This is a genomic window from Pseudomonas sp. FSL R10-2189, assembly GCF_009600325.1.
In the GTDB taxonomy this organism is placed as follows: Bacteria; Pseudomonadota; Gammaproteobacteria; order Pseudomonadales; family Pseudomonadaceae; genus Aquipseudomonas; species Aquipseudomonas helleri.
This window is the reverse complement of the sequence record NZ_WIVZ01000032.1, coordinates 1-21,329: the sequence shown is the minus strand read 5'-3', so window position 1 is coordinate 21,329 and position 21,329 is coordinate 1. Positions and strand designations below refer to the sequence as shown.

Genomic DNA, 21,329 nt, shown 5'->3' with positions numbered 1-21,329 from the left:
GGTCAACCATGAAGCCAACTACTGATCTGACCGAATACCTCCTGCGCCTCGGCGACAGCGCCCTGATCCAGGGCCAGCGCCTGTGCCAGTGGTGCGGCCATGCACCTGCACTGGAAGAAGAACTGGCGCTGATGAACGTCGGCCTCGACCTGGTCGGCCAGGCGCGCAACTGGCTGGAATACGCCGCCGAACTGTTGGATGACGGCCGCGATGCAGACCACCTGGCCTTCCGCCGGGATGAGCGGGCCTATCGCAATTTGCTGCTGGTGGAGCAACCCAATGGCGATTACGCGGTCACCATTCTCAAGCAGTTTTTGTATGACGCTTGGCACCTGCCAGTCCTTGAAGGCCTGAGCCAGTCCAGCGACGAGCGCATCGCCGGTATCGCCGCCAAAGCCGTCAAAGAAGTCACCTACCACCTGCGTCGCTCCAGCGAATGGGTGGAGCGGCTCGGTGACGGCACCGACGAAAGCCACGCGCGCATGCTCGCCGCCCTCCCCGAGGTGTGGCGCTTTACCGTGGAACTGACCAGCGCCGATGACAGCGAACAACGCCTGTGCGAGGCCGCCATCACGCCGGACACCGCCCACGTTGCTGCCACATGGCAAGCCACCGTCAGCGACACGTTTACCCGCGCCACCCTGCCCGTGCCCGCGGCACCGAGCTATTTCTACCTGAACGCGCGAAGCGGCCTGCACACCGAACACTTGGGCATTCTGCTGGCCGAAATGCAGTTTTTGCCCCGAGCGTACCCCGATGCAACCTGGTGAGCTGATCGCCAGCGACCTCGGCGCGCGCCCGGTGCAACCCACGGACCTGGCGGCGGCGTGGGCCATCCTTGCGCAGGTCATGGACCCGGAAGTGCCGGTGGTCAGCGTGGTCGACCTGGGTATTGTCCGCGATCTGGCCTGGCAAGCCGGGCACTTGCATGTGGTGGTCACGCCCACCTATTCCGGCTGCCCCGCCACAGAAGTGATCGAGAGCGATATTCGTGAGGCATTGGAGCTGGCCGGTTTTCGCGCACCGCAACTGGAGCGCAAGTTGACCCCGGCCTGGTCCACCGACTGGATCACCCACAGTGGCCGCGAGCGCCTGCGCGCCTATGGCATCGCACCGCCGCAAGGCAGCGCCAGCAAGCGCACGTTGCTCGGCGAAAGCCCGGTGATCGCCTGCCCGCACTGCGCCAGCACCCACACCGAAGTGCTCAGCGAATTCGGCTCCACCGCCTGCAAGGCACTGTACCGCTGCCGCGACTGCCTGGAACCGTTCGACTATTTCAAATGCATCTGAGGCGCCCTCGGCCGTCTTGGTTGGAGAATAACCATGAGTAAGTTTCACAGCCTGACCATCAAGGATGTGCGCACCGAGACCCGTGATGCGGTGTCCATCGCCTTCGACATTCCGCAGCACCTGCAAGACAGTTTTCACTTCACCCAGGGCCAGCATCTGGTCATGCGCACCCTGCTGGACGGCGAAGAAGTGCGCCGCTCTTATTCGATCTGCACCGGGGTCAATGACGGCGAACTGCGAATTGCCGTCAAACGTGTCGCAGGCGGGCGTTTTTCAGCCTTTGCCAACGAGCAGTTAAAGGCCGGGCACAGTTTGGAAGTGATGCCGCCCGCCGGGCATTTTCACGTAGAGCTGGACCCGGCGCGCCATGGCAATTACCTGGCGGTGGCGGCTGGCAGCGGCATTACGCCGATTCTCTCGATCATCAAGACCACATTGCAGACCGAACCGCACAGCCGCGTGACGTTGCTGTACGGCAACCGCTCCAGCTCCGGCGCACTGTTTCGCGAGCAGCTCGAAGACTTGAAAAACCGCTATTTGCAGCGTTTGAACCTGATCTTCGTGTTCAGCCGTGAACAACAGGACGTCGACCTTTATAACGGCCGGATCAACGCCGAAAAATGCACCCAGCTGTTCACCCGCTGGCTCGACGTCAAGCAACTCGACGCCGCGTTTATCTGCGGCCCGCAAGAGATGACCGAAACCGTGCGCGACTGCCTCAAGTCTGAGGGCATGGCGCCTGAGAACATTCATTTCGAACTCTTTGCCGCTGCCGGCAGCCAGCAAAAACGCGAGGCCCGCGAGGCGGCCCGCCAGATCGACGCGGCAGTCAGCCAGATCACCGTGATCAGTGACGGTCGCGCCCTGGCCTTCGACCTACCGCGCAACAGCCAGAGCATCCTCGACGCAGGCAACGCGCAGGGTGCCGAGCTGCCGTATTCGTGCAAGGCCGGGGTGTGCTCGACCTGCAAGTGCAAGGTGATCGAAGGCGAAGTGGAGATGGACAGCAACCACGCCCTCGAAGACTACGAAGTGGCTGCCGGATATGTGCTGTCGTGCCAGGCATTCCCGGTCAGTGACAAGGTGGTATTGGATTTCGACCAGCTGTAACACCGTCTCGCCCCACTACAACAATAAGAAGGAGCGCACCATCATGACCCCCGACGACATCCAGCGTATTTGTCAAAACCCCGATTTCATTCAGTTGGTACGCCGCAAGCAAAACCTCTACTGGTCGCTGTCGCTGATCATGCTGGTGATCTACTTCGGCTTTGTGCTGCTGGTGGCGTTCTCCCCGGCCACCCTGGGCCAGCCCCTGAGTGACGGCGTGACCTCGGTGGGCATGCTCGTCGGTGTACTGGTGGTGTTGGCGGCCTTCGCCCTGACCGGCTTTTACGTGTACCGGGCCAACCGGGTCATCGACCCGCTTAACGATAAACTCAAGCAGGAGTGCGCCCTGTGAGCCGCCTCAATGCTGGGTTTGTTTTGCCTTTAGTGATGGTCGCGGACCTGGCGCTTGCCGCCGAGGAAACATCACGGCCATTGAACTGGAACGCCATCGGCATGTTTATGGTGTTTGTGCTGTTTACCCTCGGCGTCACGCGCTGGGCGGCCTTGCGCACACGCTCGGCCAGTGACTTCTACACCGCTGGCGGTGGCATGAGCGGTTTCCAGAACGGCCTGGCGATTGCCGGTGACATGATCTCGGCGGCGTCGTTTCTGGGCATCTCAGCGATGATGTTTCTCAACGGCTATGACGGGCTTTTGTACGCGCTGGGCGTATTGGCCGGCTGGCCGATCATCCTGTTCCTGATTGCCGAGCGCCTGCGCAACCTGGGCAAATACACGTTTGCCGACGTGGTCTCGTATCGCCTTGAACAAACACCGGTACGCCTGACTTCAGCGTTCGGCACCCTGACCGTGGCGTTGATGTACCTGGTGGCGCAGATGGTCGGGGCCGGCAAGCTCATTGAATTGCTATTTGGCATCGACTACCTCTACGCGGTGATCCTGGTTGGCGTGCTGATGGTGTTCTACGTGACCTTTGGCGGCATGCTGGCGACCACGTGGGTACAGATCATCAAGGCAGTGATGCTGCTGTTCGGCACCAGTTTCATGGCCTTTATGGTGCTCAAGCATTTTGGCTTCAGCACCGAAGCGATGTTCGCCCAGGCGAGCGCAGTCCACGCCAAGGGCACCGCAATCATGGCGCCGGGCGGCTTGCTGGCCAACCCTGTCGAGGCCATTTCCCTGGGGCTTGGCTTGATTTTCGGCACCGCTGGCCTGCCACACATTCTTATGCGTTTTTTCACCGTCAGCGATGCCAAGGAAGCCCGCAAGAGCGTGTTCTACGCCACAGGCTTTATCGGCTACTTCTACCTGCTGCTGATCATTGTCGGCTTTGGCGCCATCGTCATGGTCGGCACGGCCCCGGAGTTCCGTGACGCCAGCGGCGCAATCATCGGCGGCAGCAACATGATCGCCGTGCACCTGGCGCAGGCAGTAGGTGGCAACCTGTTTTTGGGGTTCATTTCGGCGGTGGCCTTCGCCACGATCCTGGCGGTGGTGGCCGGGCTCGCACTGTCGGGGGCCTCAGCGGTGTCCCATGACGTGTATGCCAGCGTCATCCGCAAGGGCCAGGTCAGCGAACAACAGGAAATTCGCGTGTCGCGCATCGCCACCCTGTGTATTGGCGTGCTGGCGATCATCCTCGGCCTGTTGTTTGAATCTCAGAACATTGCCTTCCTTTCCGGCCTGGTGCTGGCAATTGCCGCCTCGGTGAATTTCCCGGTGCTGTTCCTTTCCATGTACTGGAAAGGCCTGACCACCCGCGGCGCCGTACTCGGCAGCCTGTCGGGGCTGGTCTCGGCGATTGTGCTGCTGGTGCTCAGCCCGGCGGTGTGGGTCAACGTGTTGCAGCACGACAAGGCGCTGTTCCCGTATTCCAACCCCGCGTTGTTTTCCATGAGCCTGGCGTTTTTCAGCGCGTGGTTCTTTTCCGTGACCGACCGTTCGCCCCGCGCGGTCCTTGAGCGCGGCCGATACCTGGCGCAGTTCATTCGTTCCATGACCGGCATTGGCGCTGCGGGCGCCAGCAAACACTAATCCCATATTTTTAACCCGGAGGAACCGTGATGCCTCACGCCCCTACCCTGCAAAGTTTTATCGCTGGCCGCTGGATCGGCCAACACGGCGCTCAAGTGCTGCGCAGTGCCATCGACGGCCACGAACTGGCGCGCACCCACGAGGAGCGCCTGGACTTTGCCGAAGCCATCGAGCACGGTCGCCATCAAGGCATCAGCGCCCTGCAGGCCCTCGATTTTCAACAGCGCGCCCAGCGTCTCAAGGCATTGGCGCTGTACCTGAGCGAGCGCAAAGAACAGCTCTACGCGCTGTCCCACCACAGTGGCGCGACCCGTGCCGACAGCTGGATTGATATTGAAGGCGGCAACAGCACGCTGTTCACCTATGCCAGCCTCGGCTCGCGCGAACTGCCGTCGGGCAACATCGTGCACGAGGGCCCGGCGATGCCACTGAGCAAGCTGGGCACGTTCGCGGGCACGCACATTCTGGTGCCCCGTGGCGGCCTTGTGGTGCACATCAACGCCTTCAACTTCCCGATCTGGGGCATGTTGGAAAAATTTGCCCCCAGCTTTCTGGCCGGCATGCCGTGCATTGTCAAACCGGCCAGCGCCACCAGCTACCTGACCGAGGCCGTGGTACGTCTGATGGACGAGTCGGGCTTGCTGCCTGCGGGCAGCCTGCAACTGATCATTGGCAGCACCGGTGACTTGCTCGACCGCCTGCAAGGCCAGGATGTGGTGACTTTTACCGGGTCTGCCGACACCGCCGCCAAGCTGCGGGTCAACCCCAACCTGATCCGCCACTCGGTGCCGTTCAACGCCGAAGCAGACTCGCTGAACTGCGCAATTTTGGCCCCGGACGTGAGCCCGGACGATGAAGAGTTCGAGCTGTTCATCAAAGAAGTAGCCCGCGAGATGACCACCAAGGCCGGGCAAAAATGCACCGCCATCCGCCGCGCCATCGTCCCGGCCAAGCACATCGATGCGGTAGCCAGCCGCTTGCGTGATCAATTGCGTAAAGTCGTGGTCGGCGACCCGTCGGTCGAAGGCGTGCGCATGGGTGCACTGGCTTCCCACGATCAACTCAAAGACGTCAGCGAACGCCTTGAAAGCCTGCTGCAAAGCAGCGACCTGCTGTTCGGTGCCCGCGACGGTTTTGAGCCACGCGGTACAAACGTCAGCCAGGGTGCGTTCTTTGCCCCAACCTTGCTGCAAGCCCGTGACCCGCATGCTGAAGGCGGCGCCCATGACATCGAAGCGTTCGGCCCGGTCAGCACCTTGATGGCCTACGACGATCTCGACGAAGCACTGGCACTGGCCGCACGCGGCAAAGGCAGCCTGGTGGCCAGTTTGATCACCAAAGACCCGCACATTGCGGCCAAGGCCATCCCGGTGGCGGCAGCCTGGCACGGCCGTTTACTGGTGCTTGATCGTGAATCAGCGGCAGAGTCCACCGGCCATGGCTCGCCCCTGCCGCAACTCAAGCACGGCGGCCCGGGCCGCGCGGGCGGCGGCGAAGAGTTGGGCGGTTTGCGCGCGGTTAAACACTACCTGCAACGCGCCGCCGTACAGGGTTCGCCGAGCATGCTGGCAGCAGTCACCGGTGAGTACGTACGCGGCGCCAAGGTCATCGAAACCGACGTGCACCCGTTCCGCCGGTATTTCCAGGACCTGCAGATCGGCGAGTCACTCTTGACCCACCGGCGCACCGTCACCGAAGCCGACCTGGTGAACTTCGGTTGCCTGTCGGGTGATCACTTCTATATGCACTTCGACGACATCGCCGCCAAGGAATCGCAGTTCGGCAAACGCATTGCCCACGGCTACTTTGTGCTGTCGGCAGCGGCCGGCCTGTTCGTCTCCCCGGCACCCGGCCCGGTACTGGCCAACTACGGGCTGGACACCCTGCGGTTTATCAACCCGGTGGGGATTGGCGACACCATTCAGGCGCGCCTGACCTGCAAGCGCAAAATTGACCAAGGCAAGAAGAGTCCCCAAGGCATCCCGCAAGGGGTGGTGGCGTGGGATGTTGAAGTGACCAACCAACTGGGCGAACTGGTCGCCAGTTACGATATTTTGACCTTGGTGGTTAAGCGCGAAGCTTAAGAGCCTTCCACCTGAAGCGATCGAGAACCATACTGCAAGCGCCCCAAAGGACTGAGCTGAGTCTTTTGGGGCGCATTTTGTTCTGAGCTTAAAATGGCAAACCTACACGCGCCTTAACAGGATTGATCCACATGACACACCCCATCTTCCGCCAGGCAGTACCCGCAGACACCGATCGCTGCTTCGAAATCGAAACCCAGGCCTACGAAGGCGACGAAGCCGCCACTCACGCAAAAATTGCCACGCGTATCGGTCAGTATCCTGAAGGCTTTCTGGTACTGGAACTGGACGGCGAAATCGCCGGGTTCATCAACAGTGGTTGCGCCCATGAAGTGGTCATGTCTGACGAGTCTTTCAAAGAGCTGGCAGGCCACGACCCAGACGCTGCCAATGTCGTGATCATGTCGGTGGTGCTGGATCCGGCCCATCAAGGCCAGGGCCATGCGGGCAAGCTGATGCGCCAATTTGTCGAACATATGCGCGGCATGGGTAAATCCACCATTCACCTGATGTGCAAAGAACAGCATATCGACCTTTACAAACACTTTGGCTATGCCTACGTGCAGCCTTCGCCCTCCGAGCATGGCGGGATGGCGTGGCACGAGATGGTGATGGTCTTGTAGGAGCGAGCTTGCCTCGCGATCTTTTGATCTTGAGCTGTTCGCAAGTTTTAACCTCGCTGTCATACAAATCACCATGACTTGACCGTAACGTGTCTTCGACATTGTCACGGTCTGCTTCCCCTCCTCATGCTGAAAGCCAATCATAAATCCAAAAAACTGACACACATGTCAGTTTTTTTCAGTTTGAGCCAGCAACTCACCTAATCCCTGCGCCCCAGAACAAAATCCTTAAAATCACGTTAAAACCCATAAAAAACCGCGACTTACATAGCAGCTTTACAGAAACAACACACATCCAGAGCTTTCGTAACAAAATAATATTGCTGAAATCAAAATGAAACACCGCTCCCCTACTCTCCAACCTGTCACTTGAGACAGGTTCGACAGCTACTGTGCCCTGGCTAACCACAAGTGAGAATCTGAATGGGCGATCAGCTGTGTGATCCCCTCTGTGGACTGGAGTACACGTGATGCGAAGCTGGGAAGAACCTAAGAAAAAACGCCTGCATATCGAGATCATTCCGATGATCGACGTGATGATGTTTCTGCTGGTGTTTTTCGTATTGATCAGTCTCAACGTGATCCCTGCGCTGGGGATCAAGACTCAGTTGCCAGGCGCTGCACACGCGCAACAACTCAAGCCGCAAAACAAGGCTGTGATTACCCTGGGCCTGGACGACCGCCTGCAACTGGACGGCAAGGACCTGGACCAGACCGAACTGGTGGTACAGCTCAAGGCCATGGAAAACCCTGAGCAGAAGATGGTGATCATCCTCAACAGCGATGAGGGTGTTGAAGTAGCGCGTTTGGTGAGCGTGATGGACGTGCTCAAAAGCAGCGGTTTCTCCTCCGTTTCCATCGCGACCCGGAAGCTCTAAGTCATGTCGGTTCTTTTCAAATCCCGCAAAGCAATCGCCTGTCTTCCAGCGATTTGCCTGCTGGCGGTGGCCATTCATAGCGCCACACACACAACCTTGAAGATCACCCCGAAGTACGACGATACAACCGTCGAAATCGCCTTGATCGATCCTGAGGAATTGCTCCCGCCGCCACCTGAACCCGAGCCTGAGCCAGTGGTTGAACAACCGCCACCGCCGCCGGAAATCGAAGAGGCCGAAGCGCAAATCGAAGAGCCGCCACCACCGCCACCCAAGCCCAAGCCGCCGGCACCAAAACCGCCGCCGCCCAAGCCCAAACCGCAAGTGGTCAAGGCCGCACCGACACCGCCCAAGCCACAACCTGTGGTGCAGGCACCGGCCCCCGCGCCAACAGCAGCACCGCCAGCGGCAGCCCCGGTGGCCAGACCTGTTGCCCAGGTGCCCCACACCAACCCGGCAGACCAGGAGAGCCGCTACACCGCTCGCCTGCTGGCGGAGTTAGAGAGATACAAGCAATACCCGCGAGGTCGCGAAGCTTCATTACAACGCCCGGAAGGCAATGTGGTGGTGTGGTTGCTGATTGATCGAAGCGGCAAGGTGCTCGATTCGGGCATTGAAAAGAAGGCGGCAAACATGTTGCTCAATCGGGCAGCACAAACAAGTTTGAAACGCCTCGACCAAGTTGTGCCTTTTCCCGACAACACTTTTTCGGGCAAGGATAAATACCGCTTTAGCGCCACGCTTGTATACAACATTGAGCAATAACTAAAACCACTTCTGCTCCACTCATGATGTTCAAGAGGAAAGCGTTTTGAAACTCAATACTTTATTTGCAACGTTGCTGGCCGTTGGGGTTGGCGGCTGGACTTTGTCTGCGCTCGCGCAAGATTCAGTTGATATAGGTGACGTTAAAGTAACCGGCCAAAGTCTGGGCAATGGCCATATGGTTCAGGAAGATTCGCCCAAAGCGCGCTCAACGGTAACCAAAGAGGCGATGGACGAAATGGCACCCACTGCCAACGCCCTCGACAAACTCAAGTACACGCCCGGCATCAACGTGTCCAGCACCGACGCCTCGGGCCTCAGCGGCACCAGCTTCACCATGCGCGGCATGAACTCCGACCAGGTCGGCGTCTCGGCTGACGGCATCCCGATCAACGACTCGGGTGACTACTCGATCTATCCAAACTTGCTCGGCGACCCTGAGAACTTCAGTGAAATATTCGCCACTCAAGGTTCTTCGGAAATCGACGGCCCACATATTGGTTCCAGCGGTGGCAACATTGGCCTGGTGACCCTGCGTCCGACGAAAGACTTTGGTGTTTTCGTTAAACAGGCGGTGGGCTCCAACAGCCTCGACAAATCATTTGTGCGTATTAACACCGGCGACATCAACGGTTTTAAAACGTATGTATCGGCTTCGCACACCGAAGGTGATAAATGGCGCGGTAAAGGTGTTGTACGCGCAGACAAAGTTGAATGGAACACGTTATTTGAAGACGGCAATGGCAACTCGACCAACGCCATCATTAAATACAACCGCCAGGACAACTATAACTACAACACGCTGAGCAAGGCGCAGTTCGAGAAGTCGGGTCGCAGCCTTGATTACGCAGAAAACCCGATCTACAACAGCAGCGGCAAGTTGACCTCGTATTACAAGATCAACCGTAACCCGTTTGAAAACGTGTCCGCCACGCTGACCCAGCGCTTCCAGCTGCGCGACGACCTGTCACTGTCCATCGCGCCTTACTACATGTGGGCCAACGGCGGCAGCTTCAGCGGCCAGACCGCCTCCGCCCTGTCGTCCACCAGCAGCAAAGCCGGCAACTACGACCTCAAGGGCCTGCCGTACGACACCTACTACCGCCCTTCCTGGACCGAAACCTGGCGTACAGGTATCTACAACAAGCTGAAATGGGACATGAATGAGTCCCACAGCATCGACCTGGGCTACTGGTACGAGCGCGCCCGTCAGCGCCAGACCCAGCCATTTATCAGCATCGATGCCAACGGCGCGCCAAGCGACATCTGGGGCGATTACAACTCGGGCAACCAGGTTAAAGACAACAATGGCGTGACCGTACAGGGCCGCCATCAGTACACCGTTACCCCGGCGCAGAAACTCTCGCTGCAAGACACCTGGATCGTGACACCCGACCTGACCCTGGTCGGTGGCCTTGCCTACCAGTACGTCGAGCGTGACGGTAACAACCTCGGCGACCTGTACAACAAGCCTGAAAAGCGTGACGCCAAGTACCACCAGTTCCTGCCGAACTTCAGCGCCCGTTACCAGATCAACGAGCAGAATCAGGCGTTCTATAACATCACCCGCAACATGCGTACCCCGCCTAACTACGTGCTGTACAACGTTGGCGACTCGATCAGCACCAAGCCTGAGCTGAGCTGGAACCAGGAACTGGGCTGGCGCTTCACCAAGGACGACATGGCGTTGAGCGCAACGTTGTTCCACATCTCGTACCGCGACCGTCAGTTGTCGACCACCAACTCGGATGGCGACTACGAAATGCTCAACGTCGGCAGTGTGGTCAACAAAGGTCTGGAACTGGAGTGGAGCGGCCTGCTGCCGTACAACTTCAACTACTACACCTCGTACACCTACACCGATTCCGAGCAGAAAGACGACATCACAATCCGCAACAGAAACCTGCCGACCGCGGGCAAACAACTGGCCAACGTGCCGAAAAACATGCTTAACGCCAGCATCGGTTGGGACAACAAACGCTACTACGCCAACATCGCCGGCAAATACGTCGGCAGCTACTACGGCGACTTGACCAACGACCAGGAAATCGCTGGCCGTACCACCGTTGACCTGAGCGCCGGTGTGCGCCTGCCAGTCGACAAAAAGATCTTCAAATCTGCCGCCATCCGCGTCTCGATGCTCAACGTTTTCGACAAGGAATACCTGTCGTCGGCACGCACCGTGGTGCTCAACGCCGCGCCGGTTAACGGTCTGAACGCTGCAACGCCGTACTACAACGTCGGTGAAGAACGTACTGCCATGGTTTCGTTTGAAGCCAGCTTCTAACCCTTGATTTGACCTGTAACCAGGCCCGGCTAAACAGCGGGCCTGGGCTGTACCCACCCATAGGAAGAACCTGATGAACATGAATCTGCTGCACGATCTCACTTTCTACGTCATGTACGGCGCTGCTGCGCTGGCCGCCTTTGTCGTCGTTGAACGTTGCATCTTTTTCAGCTACTCCCTGCGCAAGGCCCGCCAACTTGTCCCGGCCATCAGCGGCAAAGTGCGCAGCGTCGATGACCTGCCAGCAGCCTTGACCCAACGTGACAGCCTGCCACTGCAATTGCTTTCGCAGATTTACGACGGCCGTCGTCAACTGCACTCGCACCAGGAACTCGAAGACCTCGGCCAGGCCATTTACATCTCCATGCGCGGCAAGCTGTCCCACAGCCTGTGGATCCTCGAAGCCGTCGTCGCCGGCGCACCGCTGCTGGGTTTGCTCGGCACCATCATGGGCATCATCGACACCTTCAAGGCCCTGGCCGAAGCCGGTGTTTCCGACCCGGGTGAAGTGTCCCGCGGTATCGGTACGGCGCTGTACGCCACCGCGCTGGGTATCGCCATTGCACTGGTGGGCATGGTCTTCAACAGCCATTTGCAAGACCGCCTGGAACTGATCAACGACAACCTGAAAATGCTTCTGCTGCGCGCAGGCCTGGGCACTCAATACGTCGCCTCCCCTACGCCTGCCGCCTCGCTGGCCGGCCAGCCACGTACCGCCTGAGCCAAGCCAAGGAGCCCCCATGTCGAATGTATTCTCGCGCCTGTGCCAGGCCAGCCTGATTCTACCGCTGGCCCTGGCAATAGCCGCCTGTAACCCGCCCGGCAAAACGGTCGAGGTCAACATTGCTGCCATCAACGACTTCCACGGCAACCTCGCACCCAACCCGTTCACCTACGCCGATGCCTCGGCGCCGGGTGGCAAGGTGACGATGCAGGCGGGCGGTATCAACGCCCTCAGCGGTGTGGTCAGCGAACTGCGCAAAAAAGACCCGCAAACGCTGTTGGTCGGCGCCGGGGACATGATTGGGGCCAGCCCGCCGATGTCTGCCATGTGGGCCGACGAGCCGACGTTGACGGCTCTCGGCACCCTGGGGCTGAAATTCAGCGTGATCGGCAACCATGAACTGGATCAGGGCACGATCGAGTTGCAACGCCAGATCAACGGCGGCTGCGACTCACCGCGCCCGGAAAAGGCCTGTCTGTACAGCAAGGATTACAAAGGCACACGCTTCCCCTATGTGGCAGCCAACCTGATGGACGCACAAACCGGCAAGACGCTCTTTCCGGCTTACCAGATTGAAGAAGCCAACGGCGCGAAAATTGCGTTCGTCGGTGCCGTGCTGCGCAATGTGTCGACCTATGTCAGCACCCAAAGCATGAACGGCCTGTACACCATCGATGAAGCCGAAGCGGCCAACGCGCTGTTGCCAGAACTGCACAAGCAAGGCGTGGACGCGGTGATCATGGTGATTCACCAGGGCGGCGAAACCGCCGAATCCTTCGACAAGACCGATTGCAGCCAGCTCAAAGGCGACATCCTCGATGTGACCAACCGTCTGGCCCCGGAAATCAAAGTGGTGATCACTGCGCACACCCACCAGGGCTACATGTGCCGTCTGGGCGACAAACTCATCACCCAGGCCAGCTCGTACGGGCGTCTGGTCACGCACCTGAACCTGAAGGTCGACACCGGCAAGCACCAGTTACTGGATGCCAAGGCCGAAAACATTGTGGTCGACCCCAAACGCTACCAGCCGATGCCAGAAATCGCTGCGCAGCAGGCCGAAGTCGAAGCCCGCAGCCATGAGCAACTGAACAAGCCCATCGCGCGCATGGCCGCGACAGAAGTCAAACGTACCCTCAACGCCGCAGGCGAGTCCGCCATGGGCGACCTGGTGTCCGATGCGCAATTGCATGCCACCCGTTCGCTGGGTGCGCAAGTGGCGTTCATCAATCTCGGCGGGATCCGTACCGACCTGATTCTCGACCCGGGCCAGGACCAACTCAGCTACAGCCAAGTGGCCTCGGTCCAGCCCTTCAACAACACCCTGAACATCCTCACCCTGACCGGCGCGCAACTAAAACAACTGCTGGAACAACAGTGGCAAAACAACGGTTTCGGCTTTTACCCGTTGCAACCGTCGTCTTCGCTGACCTACAGCTGGGATGCCAGCAAACCTCAAGGTGACCGGGTACTGGCCAACAGCATGAAAATTGACGGCGTTCCGGTGATTGCCGATTACCCGTACCAAGTCACCGTCAACTCGTTCATGGCCGGCGGCGGCGATAACTTTACGGTCTTCAAGGACGCCAGCGAACGTCTGGACACCGGTCTAAATGACCTCAATGCGTTGATCGACTACCTGCAAGTCAACGACCGCGCCGGTAACCCGGTGGGCGAACACACTCCCGCGCAGCGCATTCACAAGGTCGACGATGCATTGGCCAAGAGTGCCCAACGATGAGCCGCACGGCCCAAGCGCAAGCACTTTACGAGCGCCTGCTGCCCGAGGCCATTGCGGCCTCGAAAGCCGCCTGGTGCCCGCACTCGGACTTCCCTGTCGGGGCCGCCCTGCTGACCGCGGATGATCAGATCATCCGCGGCTGCAACGTCGAAAACGTCTCGTACGGACTGACCAACTGCGCTGAACGCAGTGCACTGTTCAGCGCCATCGCCCAGGGGCATGCCCCCGGCAGTTTCAAGGCGATGCTGGTGTATGCCCCAAAAGTGGCGCTGATTTCCCCCTGCGGCGCCTGCCGTCAGGTCATGCACGAACTCATGCTTGCTCACTGCCCGGTGTTTTGTATCGGGCATCAAGAATCGGCCAGCCGCGACTGGACCATCGAGCAACTGTTACCCGGCGCTTTCCGTTTTTAACGACCCACTGCCCTGCCCGCCGCAGCACCCAACAGAGGTGCAGGCGATTTTGATGCTTTACACATGGGAATGCAGTCATGAGCTTCATTGGTGTAGGTGTATTGATCCTTCTGGCGGTCTTGCTCTCCAGCAACCGCCGGGCGATCAAGTTACAAACAGTGGGCGGAGCCTTTTTACTGCAAGCAGGTGTCGGTGCATTCGCACTGTACGTGCCCTGGGGGCAGACCACCCTGGCGGCCATTTCCAACACCGTTTCGTCGCTGCAGGACTATGCCAACGAAGGGATCAGCTTTCTCTTCGGGCCGCTGGCCAGCGAGAAGATGTTCGAGGTGTTCGGCCATCAGGGGTTTGTCTTCGCGATCAAGGTGTTGCCGCTGATTGTGTTCTTCAGCAGCTTCATTGCCATTCTTTACTACCTGGGCGTGATGAACGTGATCATCCGGGTGATCGGTGGCGCATTGCACCGCATCTTGGGCACAAGCCGCACCGAGTCGATGTCGGCCACCGCCAACATCTTTGTCGGCCAGTCCGAAGCGCCGATGGTGGTGCGCCCGTTTCTGCCCAGCATGACCCGTAGCGAACTGTTCGCGGTGATGGCGGGCGGTCTGGCCTCGGTGGCCGGCTCTGTATTGATCGGCTACGCAAGCCTGGGCATCGAGCTTAAATACCTGATCGCGGCCAGCTTTATGGCCGCCCCCGGCGGGTTGCTGATGGCCAAGCTGATGGAGCCTGAAACCCATCTGCCCCATGACGACCCGAGTTGCGTGGAAGTCTACCCCGAGGACAAACCGGCCAACGTCATCGACGCTGCGGCACTGGGCGTCAGCAACGGCCTGCACCTGGCACTCAACGTTGGCGCCATGCTGCTGGCCTTTATCGCCCTGATCGCCATGCTCAACGGCATTCTCGGCTGGTGCGGCGCCTGGTTCGGCCTGCCGCACCTGAGCCTGCAACTGATCCTCGGCCACCTGTTTGCGCCGCTGGCCTTCCTGATTGGCGTGCCGTGGAGCGAAGCCACGGTTGCTGGCGGGTTTATCGGTGAAAAACTGGTGCTCAACGAGTTTGTTGCTTACGTCGACTTCGCGGCTCACATCGATCCGGTGCAAGCGGCAAGCAAAGGCGTCAGCGTGTTGTCGGCCCACACGCAAGTCATCGTGACCTTTGCCCTGTGCGGTTTTGCCAACCTCTCATCGATCGGCATCATCCTCGGCGGCCTGGGGGTCATGGCCCCTTCCCGGCGCAAGGATCTCGCCCGCATGGGCCTGCGCGCCGTCACCGCCGGGACATTGTCTAACCTTATGAGTGCAGCACTGGCCGGCGTGTTTATTTCACTGTGAAACGCACCTTATTACCCCAACAGGCGCCCGCCACTGACCGGGCGCCCTTGAAAGATCGAAGAACCGACATGAATGACACCGAACTCCAACTGGCACGTCGAGTCATCGCCCTGCTGGACCTTACCTCACTCAACGCCGACGACACCGACGCCAGCATCCAGGCGCTGTGCCGCAAGGCCCTGACCCCGGTCGGGCCTGTCGCCGCAGTGTGTGTCTACCCGCAGTTTGTCCGTTTGGCGCGCAGCACCCTGAATACCCTGGGTGGCGACTCGATCCAGGTGGCCACCGTGTGCAACTTCCCCGCAGGCGATGCGCCGTTGGCCGAGGTGCTTGAGCAAATTCGCCAGGCACTGGCAGACGGCGCCAACGAAATCGACGTGGTTTACCCCTACCGCGCCCTGATTGGCGGCGACGAACAACGCGGACGCGAACTGGTCGCCGCCTGCAAAGCGCTGTGCGAAGGCCGAGCGCTGCTCAAGGTGATCCTCGAAACCGGTGAACTCAATGCCTTGCTGATCCGCCGGGCGAGCATCGACGCCATCGAAGCCGGTGCCGACTTTATCAAGACCAGCACCGGCAAAGTGAAGATCAACGCCACCCCTGAAGCGGCTGAATTGATGCTGCATGTGATCGCCAAAACCAACCCGAACGTCGGCTTCAAACCCGCAGGCGGCATGCGCATGCTGGGCGATGCAGCGGTGTACCTGTGGCTGGCCGAACACACCCTTGGCAAAGACTGGATCTCGCCGCGCCACTTGCGCTTTGGCGCCTCCAGCCTGCTCGACAACACGCTTGAACTCATCGGCCTGAGTGCCGATACCCCAGCGCAAGGAGCGTACTGATGAACTGGTTGCCACAAGAAGTCATTCGCCGCAAAAGCGCAGGCCTGACCCTCAGCGACAGCGATATCCAGCGCTTTGTTCGCGGCATCACCGATAACAGCATTGGCGAAGGCCAGATCGCCGCCTTCGCCATGGCCGTGATGCTCAAGGGCATGACGGTGCAGGAACGCGTCGCTTTGGCGCTGGCCATGCGCGACTCAGGGCAAGTCATGAGCTGGAACCTGCCGGGCCCGGTGGTCGACAAACACTCCACCGGCGGGGTCGGTGACATGGTCAGCCTGCCGCTGGCACCGCTGCTGGCCGCCTGCGGCTGTTATGTGCCGATGATCTCCGGGCGCGGGCTGGGCCACACCGGTGGCACCCTCGACAAACTCGACAGCATCCCCGGCTACAACAGCCTGCCCTCCCCCGAGCGCTTGCAGGCCATCGTCGCTGACGTCGGCTGCGCAATCATTGGCCAGACCGGTGATCTGGCTCCGGCCGACAAGCGCCTGTACTCGATTCGCGACGTGACCGCGACCGTCGAATCCATCGACCTGATCACCGCCTCGATCCTCAGCAAAAAGCTCGCGGCGGGCCTCGATGTGCTGCTGATCGACGTCAAAGTGGGCAACGGCGCGTTTATGTCCACGGCCGACAACGCCGTGGCCCTGGCCGACTCGCTGGTGTCCGGGGCCAACGGCGCCGGGGTCAAGACCCGCGCCCTGATCACTGACATGAACCAGCCGCTGGCGCGCTCGGCGGGCAACGCGCTGGAGGTCGAAGAAGCGATTGCTCTGTTGCGCGGTGAAGTGCGCAGCGAGCGCCTGTGGGAAGTAACCCTGGCCCTGGCCACCCAAGTGCTGCTCTGTGCAGGCCTGGCCAGCAGCGCCGAACAGGCCCGAGAGCACTTGCTCGACGTCTGGCGCAGCGGTGAGGCCCTGCGCCGCTTCTCACGCATGGTCGAAGCACTCGGCGGCCCGGCCGACCTGGTCGATCACCCACAGGCGTACCTGGCCGCAGCCGAGGTAGTGATCCCGGTCTGCGCCCCAGTGTCGGGCGTGGTCAACAGCATTGATACCCGGGCCATCGGCATTTGCGTGGTGTCTCTGGGCGGCGGCCGCCTGCACCCGCAAGACCGCATCGACCCAAGCGTCGGCCTCAGCCAGTTGAAGCTCCCCGGCGAACATGTTGAGGCCGGTCAACCGTTGGCCATGGTGCATGCCAGCAACCCGTTCAAGGCCGAGCAAGCCGCCAAGGCCGTGCTTGCGGCCTATACCATCACCGAGCACACCGACAGCGCCTCGCCGTTGATCGTGCAGTTATTGATGGAGGCTTCATGAGCCGGGCACTGCTGCTGGTGCTCGACTCTTTTGGTATTGGCGCCAGCGCCGATGCCGACGCCTTTGGTGACAGCGGGGCCAACACCTTGCTGCATATCGCCCAGGCCTGCGCCCGTGGCGAAGCCGACACCCCACAACGTCAAGGGCCGCTGCACTTGCCCAACCTGGCCCGCCTCGGGCTGGGGCATGCCGCGGCATTAAGTGCCGGGGTGTTCCCGCCCGGCCTGCCCGCCCAGAGTCAGGTCGAGGGCGCCTACGGCTACGCCCGTGAGCTGTCTAGCGGCAAAGACACTCCGTCCGGGCACTGGGAAATGGCCGGTGTGCCGGTGCTGTTTGAATGGGGTTACTTTACTGAACACCAAAACAGCTTCCCGCCCGAACTGCTGGAGGCTTTGATCAAACGGGGCAACCTACCGGGCATCCTCGGCAACTGCCACGCCTCCGGCACAACCATCCTCGAGCAACTGGGCGACAAGCATCGGCGCAGCGGCAAACCGATTCTCTACACCTCCGCCGACAGCGTGTTGCAAATCGCCGCCCACGAGGACGACTTTGGTCTTGAGCGGTTGCTGGCCCTGTGCGAAATCGCCCGTGAATTGTGCGATGCGTACACCATCGGCCGGGTCATCGCCCGGCCCTTTAAAGGTGATAGCCCGAGCACCTACGTGCGCACCGGCAACCGCCATGACTACACCGTGCCGCCGCCCGCCCCGACCGTACTTGACCGCTTGTGCGAAGCCGGTGGCCAGGTTTTTGCCGTGGGCAAGATCGGCGATATTTTTGCCCACCGTGGCATCAGCCGACTGTACAAGGCCGACGGTAACGATGCGCTGTTCGACGCCACCCTCAGCGCGCTGGCCGAAGCCCCGGACCGCACGTTGATTTTCAGCAACTTTGTCGACTTCGACATGCTCTACGGCCATCGCCGTGACATCCCCGGCTATGCCGCAGCGCTGGAGGCCTTCGACCGGCGCCTGCCCGAGTTGCTCGCGCAGATGCGCCCTGACGATCTGCTGCTGCTTGGCGCCGACCATGGCTGCGACCCCAGCTTTGCCGGCAGCGATCACACCCGCGAACACATTCCCGTGTTGGCCTGGGGCGCAGGCATCACGCCTGGCAGCCTCGGCGAACGCGACAGTTTTGCCGATTTTGGCCAGACCCTGGCTGATTTCTTCAGGCTACCGCCATGCTCCCATGGGCGGTCTTTTCTTCACGAAACACCGGCGCGAGGCAACTGATCATGGCTACTGTGCACATCAACGCCGAACCTGGCGCCTTTGCAGACACCGTGCTGATGCCCGGCGACCCGCTGCGCGCCAAGATGCTCGCTGACACCTACCTGACCGACGTAGTGCAGGTTAACGGCGTGCGCAACATGCTGGCTTACACCGGCCGCTTTAACGGCCAGCGAATCTCGGTGATGGGCTCCGGCATGGGCATCCCCTCGGTGTCCATCTATGCCCACGAACTGTTCAGCCAGTTTGGCGTGGAGCAGATCATCCGCGTCGGCAGTTGCGGCTCGGTGCAGCCCCACGTACAGCTCAGCGAGCTGGTCATCGCCATGGGCGCCTGCACCGATTCCAACGTCAACCGCAAACGTCTGGCCGGCCACGACTTTGCCGCCATCTGCGATTACCGCCTGCTTGAACGCGTGGTGCGCCAGGCCGACAGGCAAAAACTGCCGGTACACATCGGCAATATTTTTTCCGCCGACCTGTTCTACGAACCAGAGGCCGGGCTGTTTGAACGCATGCAAAAAATGGGCTTGCTGGCCGTAGAGATGGAAGCGGCCGGGCTGTATGGCGTTGCCGCCGAACTGGGGAAAAAAGCCCTGACCGTCCTCACCGTCAGCGACCACATCCTCACCGGTGACAGGCTCAGCGCCCAACAACGCCAGGACGACTTCCACGCCATGATGCAGTTGAGCCTGGAGGCGCTGACCACTCCGTAACCCCTGACGCTTAAGACCAACACTTCCCTACTTGCCTGGATCGATCCACCATGAAATTCCTTCGTGCCCCTATCGCCATTGCGCTGAGCGTCCTGTGCCTGAGCGCCTGCACCCCCCATCACAGCGCCGACACAGCGCGGGTGTCGCTGATGACCTATAACGTCGAAAACCTCTTCGATACCGTGCACGACGAGGGCAAGGACGACTACGCCTACCTGCCCCTGAGCGTCAAGCAAGCTCACCCGGAATACCTCGCCACCTGCACCAAAATTGACGTGGCGGCGTGGCGCAAGGAATGTGAAGAAAACGACTGGACCGACGCCCTGCTCAACGAAAAACTCAAACGCCTGAGCGCCGTCATCCAGCAGATCAACCAGGGCCGAGGCCCGGACATCCTGATGCTCGACGAAGTTGAAAACATCAACGTGATTGAGCAGCTCAACAGCCACCTCGGCAAGTCGAACTACCAGACGCGCGTGCTGATCGAAGGTTGGGATGCGCGGGGTATCGATACCGCTGTGCTCAGCCGTTTACCGCAATGGGACAAGGCCCGCCTGCACCGCGTGCCGTACAAAGCCCTGGGCAACGAAGACCAGGAACGCGTGAGCAAAACCCGCGGCATCCTTGAAGTACGCTTATTGCTGCCGGGTGGCCAAAAGGCCGCCGTGTTCGCCGTGCACCTGCCGTCTGGCGGCGCCCCGGGCTACCTGCGCCAGCAAGCCGTGGCGTATCTGGCACAACTCAAAAGCGAACTGCCAAGCGATGTGTTGCCCATTGTCGGCGGTGACTTCAACATCAATGCCGGGGAAGAAAAACAGAACGGCTACATCGCCAAAGACCTGGCCAGCACCTGGGCGGTCTCGCAATTCATTGGCTGCAATGACTGCAAAGGCAGCTACTACTACCACACCAAGCGCGAGTGGTCGTTCTTCGACATGCTGCTATTCCCCAAGCAAATGACCAGGGCGGGCGGCTTCAATGGCTGGCAAGTTGACCCTGCTAGCATCCGGTTGGCCCACAGCAGCCCGTACCAGGTCAATCGCTGGGGCAGTCCGGCACGTTTTGACAGTGCCCGGCATGCCGAAGGCGTTTCTGACCACTGGCCGCTGTACGCAGAAATCTTCCGCCCTGCGCCTTGAAAAAGCGGGCCGGTCGGCCGTCTGTTCAGGCGGCTGACCTGATTTTTGTAAATGATTTGAACTATGCTACGCACGCATAGGCCCGAGCTGCTCCTTCGCCCGAATATGGAATTCGATGACCAATCCTAAAGTTAAAATCCGTCGAAAAAACGTCGAAAAAATCCTTTTAGCTGCGGAGAAAATTTTTGCCGAACAAGGCTATGCCGGGACCAAAATGGCCGACATTGCCCTGCATGCCGAACTGCCACGCTCCAACCTGCATTACTACTTCACCACCAAGGAAGACCTCTACCGCGAAGTGCTGGTCAACCTCCTCGGCACTTGGGATCTGGAAGGCGACTGCTTTGTGCAGTTCGACGACCCGCGCGTGGTACTGACCAGCTACGTGATGAAAAAAATGACCCACTCGCGTTTGCGTCCCCACGGTTCAAAACTCTGGGCCAACGAGATCATGCGCGGTGCGCCACTGTTTCAGGACATGCTTGAAGAACACATGTCCAAGGGCGCCAAATTCATGGAAGAGAAGATCCGCCAGTGGGTTGAAGAAAAACGCATCAACCCGGTCGAGCCCTCTGCCCTGCTGTACATGATCTGGGCCTCGACCCAGCACTACGCGGACTTCGACTACCAGGTCAACGTGCTCAACGGCCACCAGCCGCTGTCAGACCAACAGTTTGATCAAGCGGTACAAACCATCACCACAGTCATCCTGCGCGGCATCGGGCTGGAACCGTAGGCTGCCCTAGCCCCCTTGAACTGCCCCCCAAAAGTTGGACAGATTAACTAGCGCCCAGCGCAGCCTGAGTCCTGTATCCCACAGGGCTTAGG

At 60.1% G+C, this 21,329-nt stretch carries 20 protein-coding genes; all 20 read left to right on the top strand.

Features of this window, described 5'->3' with window-relative positions; genetic code table 11:
- Positions 1–8: 8 nt before the first annotated feature.
- The 20 genes from paaC to GHO32_RS20025 all read left to right on the top strand — a co-directional run bounded on the left by paaC (position 9) and on the right by GHO32_RS20025 (position 21,237).
- Positions 9–770 carry a 1,2-phenylacetyl-CoA epoxidase subunit PaaC gene (paaC, locus tag GHO32_RS20120; protein WP_153334898.1) on the top strand — a complete coding sequence of 254 codons (762 nt, stop codon included), beginning with the start codon at positions 9–11 and terminating at the stop codon, positions 768–770.
- The gene (gene paaD / locus GHO32_RS20115) at positions 757–1,290 is read left to right on the top strand and encodes a 1,2-phenylacetyl-CoA epoxidase subunit PaaD (RefSeq protein ID WP_153334897.1); all 534 of its coding nucleotides are present in this window, start codon (positions 757–759) and stop codon (positions 1,288–1,290) included. The genes paaC and paaD overlap by 14 nt, the downstream gene beginning before the upstream one ends.
- Before the next feature lie 33 nt (positions 1,291–1,323).
- The gene (gene paaE / locus GHO32_RS20110; RefSeq protein WP_153334896.1) at positions 1,324–2,400 is read left to right on the top strand and encodes a 1,2-phenylacetyl-CoA epoxidase subunit PaaE; all 1,077 of its coding nucleotides are present in this window, start codon (positions 1,324–1,326) and stop codon (positions 2,398–2,400) included.
- Between the two features lie 43 nt (positions 2,401–2,443).
- Complete coding sequence (locus tag GHO32_RS20105) at positions 2,444–2,752, top strand: DUF485 domain-containing protein (RefSeq protein ID WP_153334895.1); 309 nt, start codon at positions 2,444–2,446, stop codon at positions 2,750–2,752.
- A gap of 35 nt (positions 2,753–2,787) precedes the next feature.
- The gene (locus GHO32_RS20100) at positions 2,788–4,395 is read left to right on the top strand and encodes a cation acetate symporter (protein WP_153334929.1); all 1,608 of its coding nucleotides are present in this window, start codon (positions 2,788–2,790) and stop codon (positions 4,393–4,395) included.
- Between the two features lie 29 nt (positions 4,396–4,424).
- Positions 4,425–6,479, top strand: coding sequence for a phenylacetic acid degradation bifunctional protein PaaZ (paaZ, locus tag GHO32_RS20095; RefSeq protein WP_153334894.1), 2,055 nt, complete (start codon positions 4,425–4,427; stop codon positions 6,477–6,479).
- 131 nt (positions 6,480–6,610) lie between these two features.
- On the top strand, positions 6,611–7,102 hold the full coding sequence (locus tag GHO32_RS20090; RefSeq protein WP_153334893.1) for a GNAT family N-acetyltransferase: 492 nt from the start codon (positions 6,611–6,613) through the stop codon (positions 7,100–7,102).
- A 470-nt stretch (positions 7,103–7,572) separates the two neighbouring features.
- The gene (locus GHO32_RS20085) at positions 7,573–7,980 is read left to right on the top strand and encodes a biopolymer transporter ExbD (protein ID WP_048372729.1); all 408 of its coding nucleotides are present in this window, start codon (positions 7,573–7,575) and stop codon (positions 7,978–7,980) included.
- A 3-nt stretch (positions 7,981–7,983) separates the two neighbouring features.
- The gene (locus tag GHO32_RS20080) at positions 7,984–8,745 is read left to right on the top strand and encodes an energy transducer TonB (protein ID WP_153334892.1); all 762 of its coding nucleotides are present in this window, start codon (positions 7,984–7,986) and stop codon (positions 8,743–8,745) included.
- 46 nt (positions 8,746–8,791) lie between these two features.
- The gene (locus GHO32_RS20075; protein WP_153329736.1) at positions 8,792–11,032 is read left to right on the top strand and encodes a TonB-dependent receptor; all 2,241 of its coding nucleotides are present in this window, start codon (positions 8,792–8,794) and stop codon (positions 11,030–11,032) included.
- Positions 11,033–11,105: 73 nt separating this feature from the next.
- Entirely contained in the window at positions 11,106–11,753 is a 648-nt protein-coding gene (locus tag GHO32_RS20070) for a MotA/TolQ/ExbB proton channel family protein (protein ID WP_048372726.1), read from the top strand.
- 19 nt (positions 11,754–11,772) lie between these two features.
- The gene (locus tag GHO32_RS20065; RefSeq protein WP_153334891.1) at positions 11,773–13,497 is read left to right on the top strand and encodes a bifunctional UDP-sugar hydrolase/5'-nucleotidase; all 1,725 of its coding nucleotides are present in this window, start codon (positions 11,773–11,775) and stop codon (positions 13,495–13,497) included.
- Complete coding sequence (locus GHO32_RS20060) at positions 13,494–13,910, top strand: cytidine deaminase (protein ID WP_153334890.1); 417 nt, start codon at positions 13,494–13,496, stop codon at positions 13,908–13,910. The genes GHO32_RS20065 and GHO32_RS20060 overlap by 4 nt, the downstream gene beginning before the upstream one ends.
- Positions 13,911–13,987: 77 nt before the next feature.
- A complete protein-coding gene (locus GHO32_RS20055; RefSeq protein WP_153334889.1) occupies positions 13,988–15,247 on the top strand; it encodes a NupC/NupG family nucleoside CNT transporter in 1,260 nt (419 codons plus the stop codon).
- Between the two features lie 68 nt (positions 15,248–15,315).
- Entirely contained in the window at positions 15,316–16,089 is a 774-nt protein-coding gene (gene deoC / locus GHO32_RS20050; RefSeq protein ID WP_153334888.1) for a deoxyribose-phosphate aldolase, read from the top strand.
- On the top strand, positions 16,089–17,411 hold the full coding sequence (deoA, locus tag GHO32_RS20045; protein ID WP_153334887.1) for a thymidine phosphorylase: 1,323 nt from the start codon (positions 16,089–16,091) through the stop codon (positions 17,409–17,411). Before deoC ends, deoA begins: the two co-directional genes overlap by 1 nt.
- The gene (locus GHO32_RS20040) at positions 17,408–18,649 is read left to right on the top strand and encodes a phosphopentomutase (protein ID WP_153334886.1); all 1,242 of its coding nucleotides are present in this window, start codon (positions 17,408–17,410) and stop codon (positions 18,647–18,649) included. The genes deoA and GHO32_RS20040 overlap by 4 nt, the downstream gene beginning before the upstream one ends.
- 2 nt (positions 18,650–18,651) lie before the next feature.
- The gene (deoD, locus tag GHO32_RS20035) at positions 18,652–19,362 is read left to right on the top strand and encodes a purine-nucleoside phosphorylase (protein WP_153334885.1); all 711 of its coding nucleotides are present in this window, start codon (positions 18,652–18,654) and stop codon (positions 19,360–19,362) included.
- Between the two features lie 50 nt (positions 19,363–19,412).
- Positions 19,413–20,501 carry an endonuclease/exonuclease/phosphatase family protein gene (locus GHO32_RS20030; RefSeq protein ID WP_153334884.1) on the top strand — a complete coding sequence of 363 codons (1,089 nt, stop codon included), beginning with the start codon at positions 19,413–19,415 and terminating at the stop codon, positions 20,499–20,501.
- A 115-nt stretch (positions 20,502–20,616) separates the two neighbouring features.
- Positions 20,617–21,237, top strand: coding sequence for a TetR/AcrR family transcriptional regulator (locus tag GHO32_RS20025; RefSeq protein ID WP_048372709.1), 621 nt, complete (start codon positions 20,617–20,619; stop codon positions 21,235–21,237).
- The last annotated feature ends 92 nt before the right edge of the window (positions 21,238–21,329 follow it).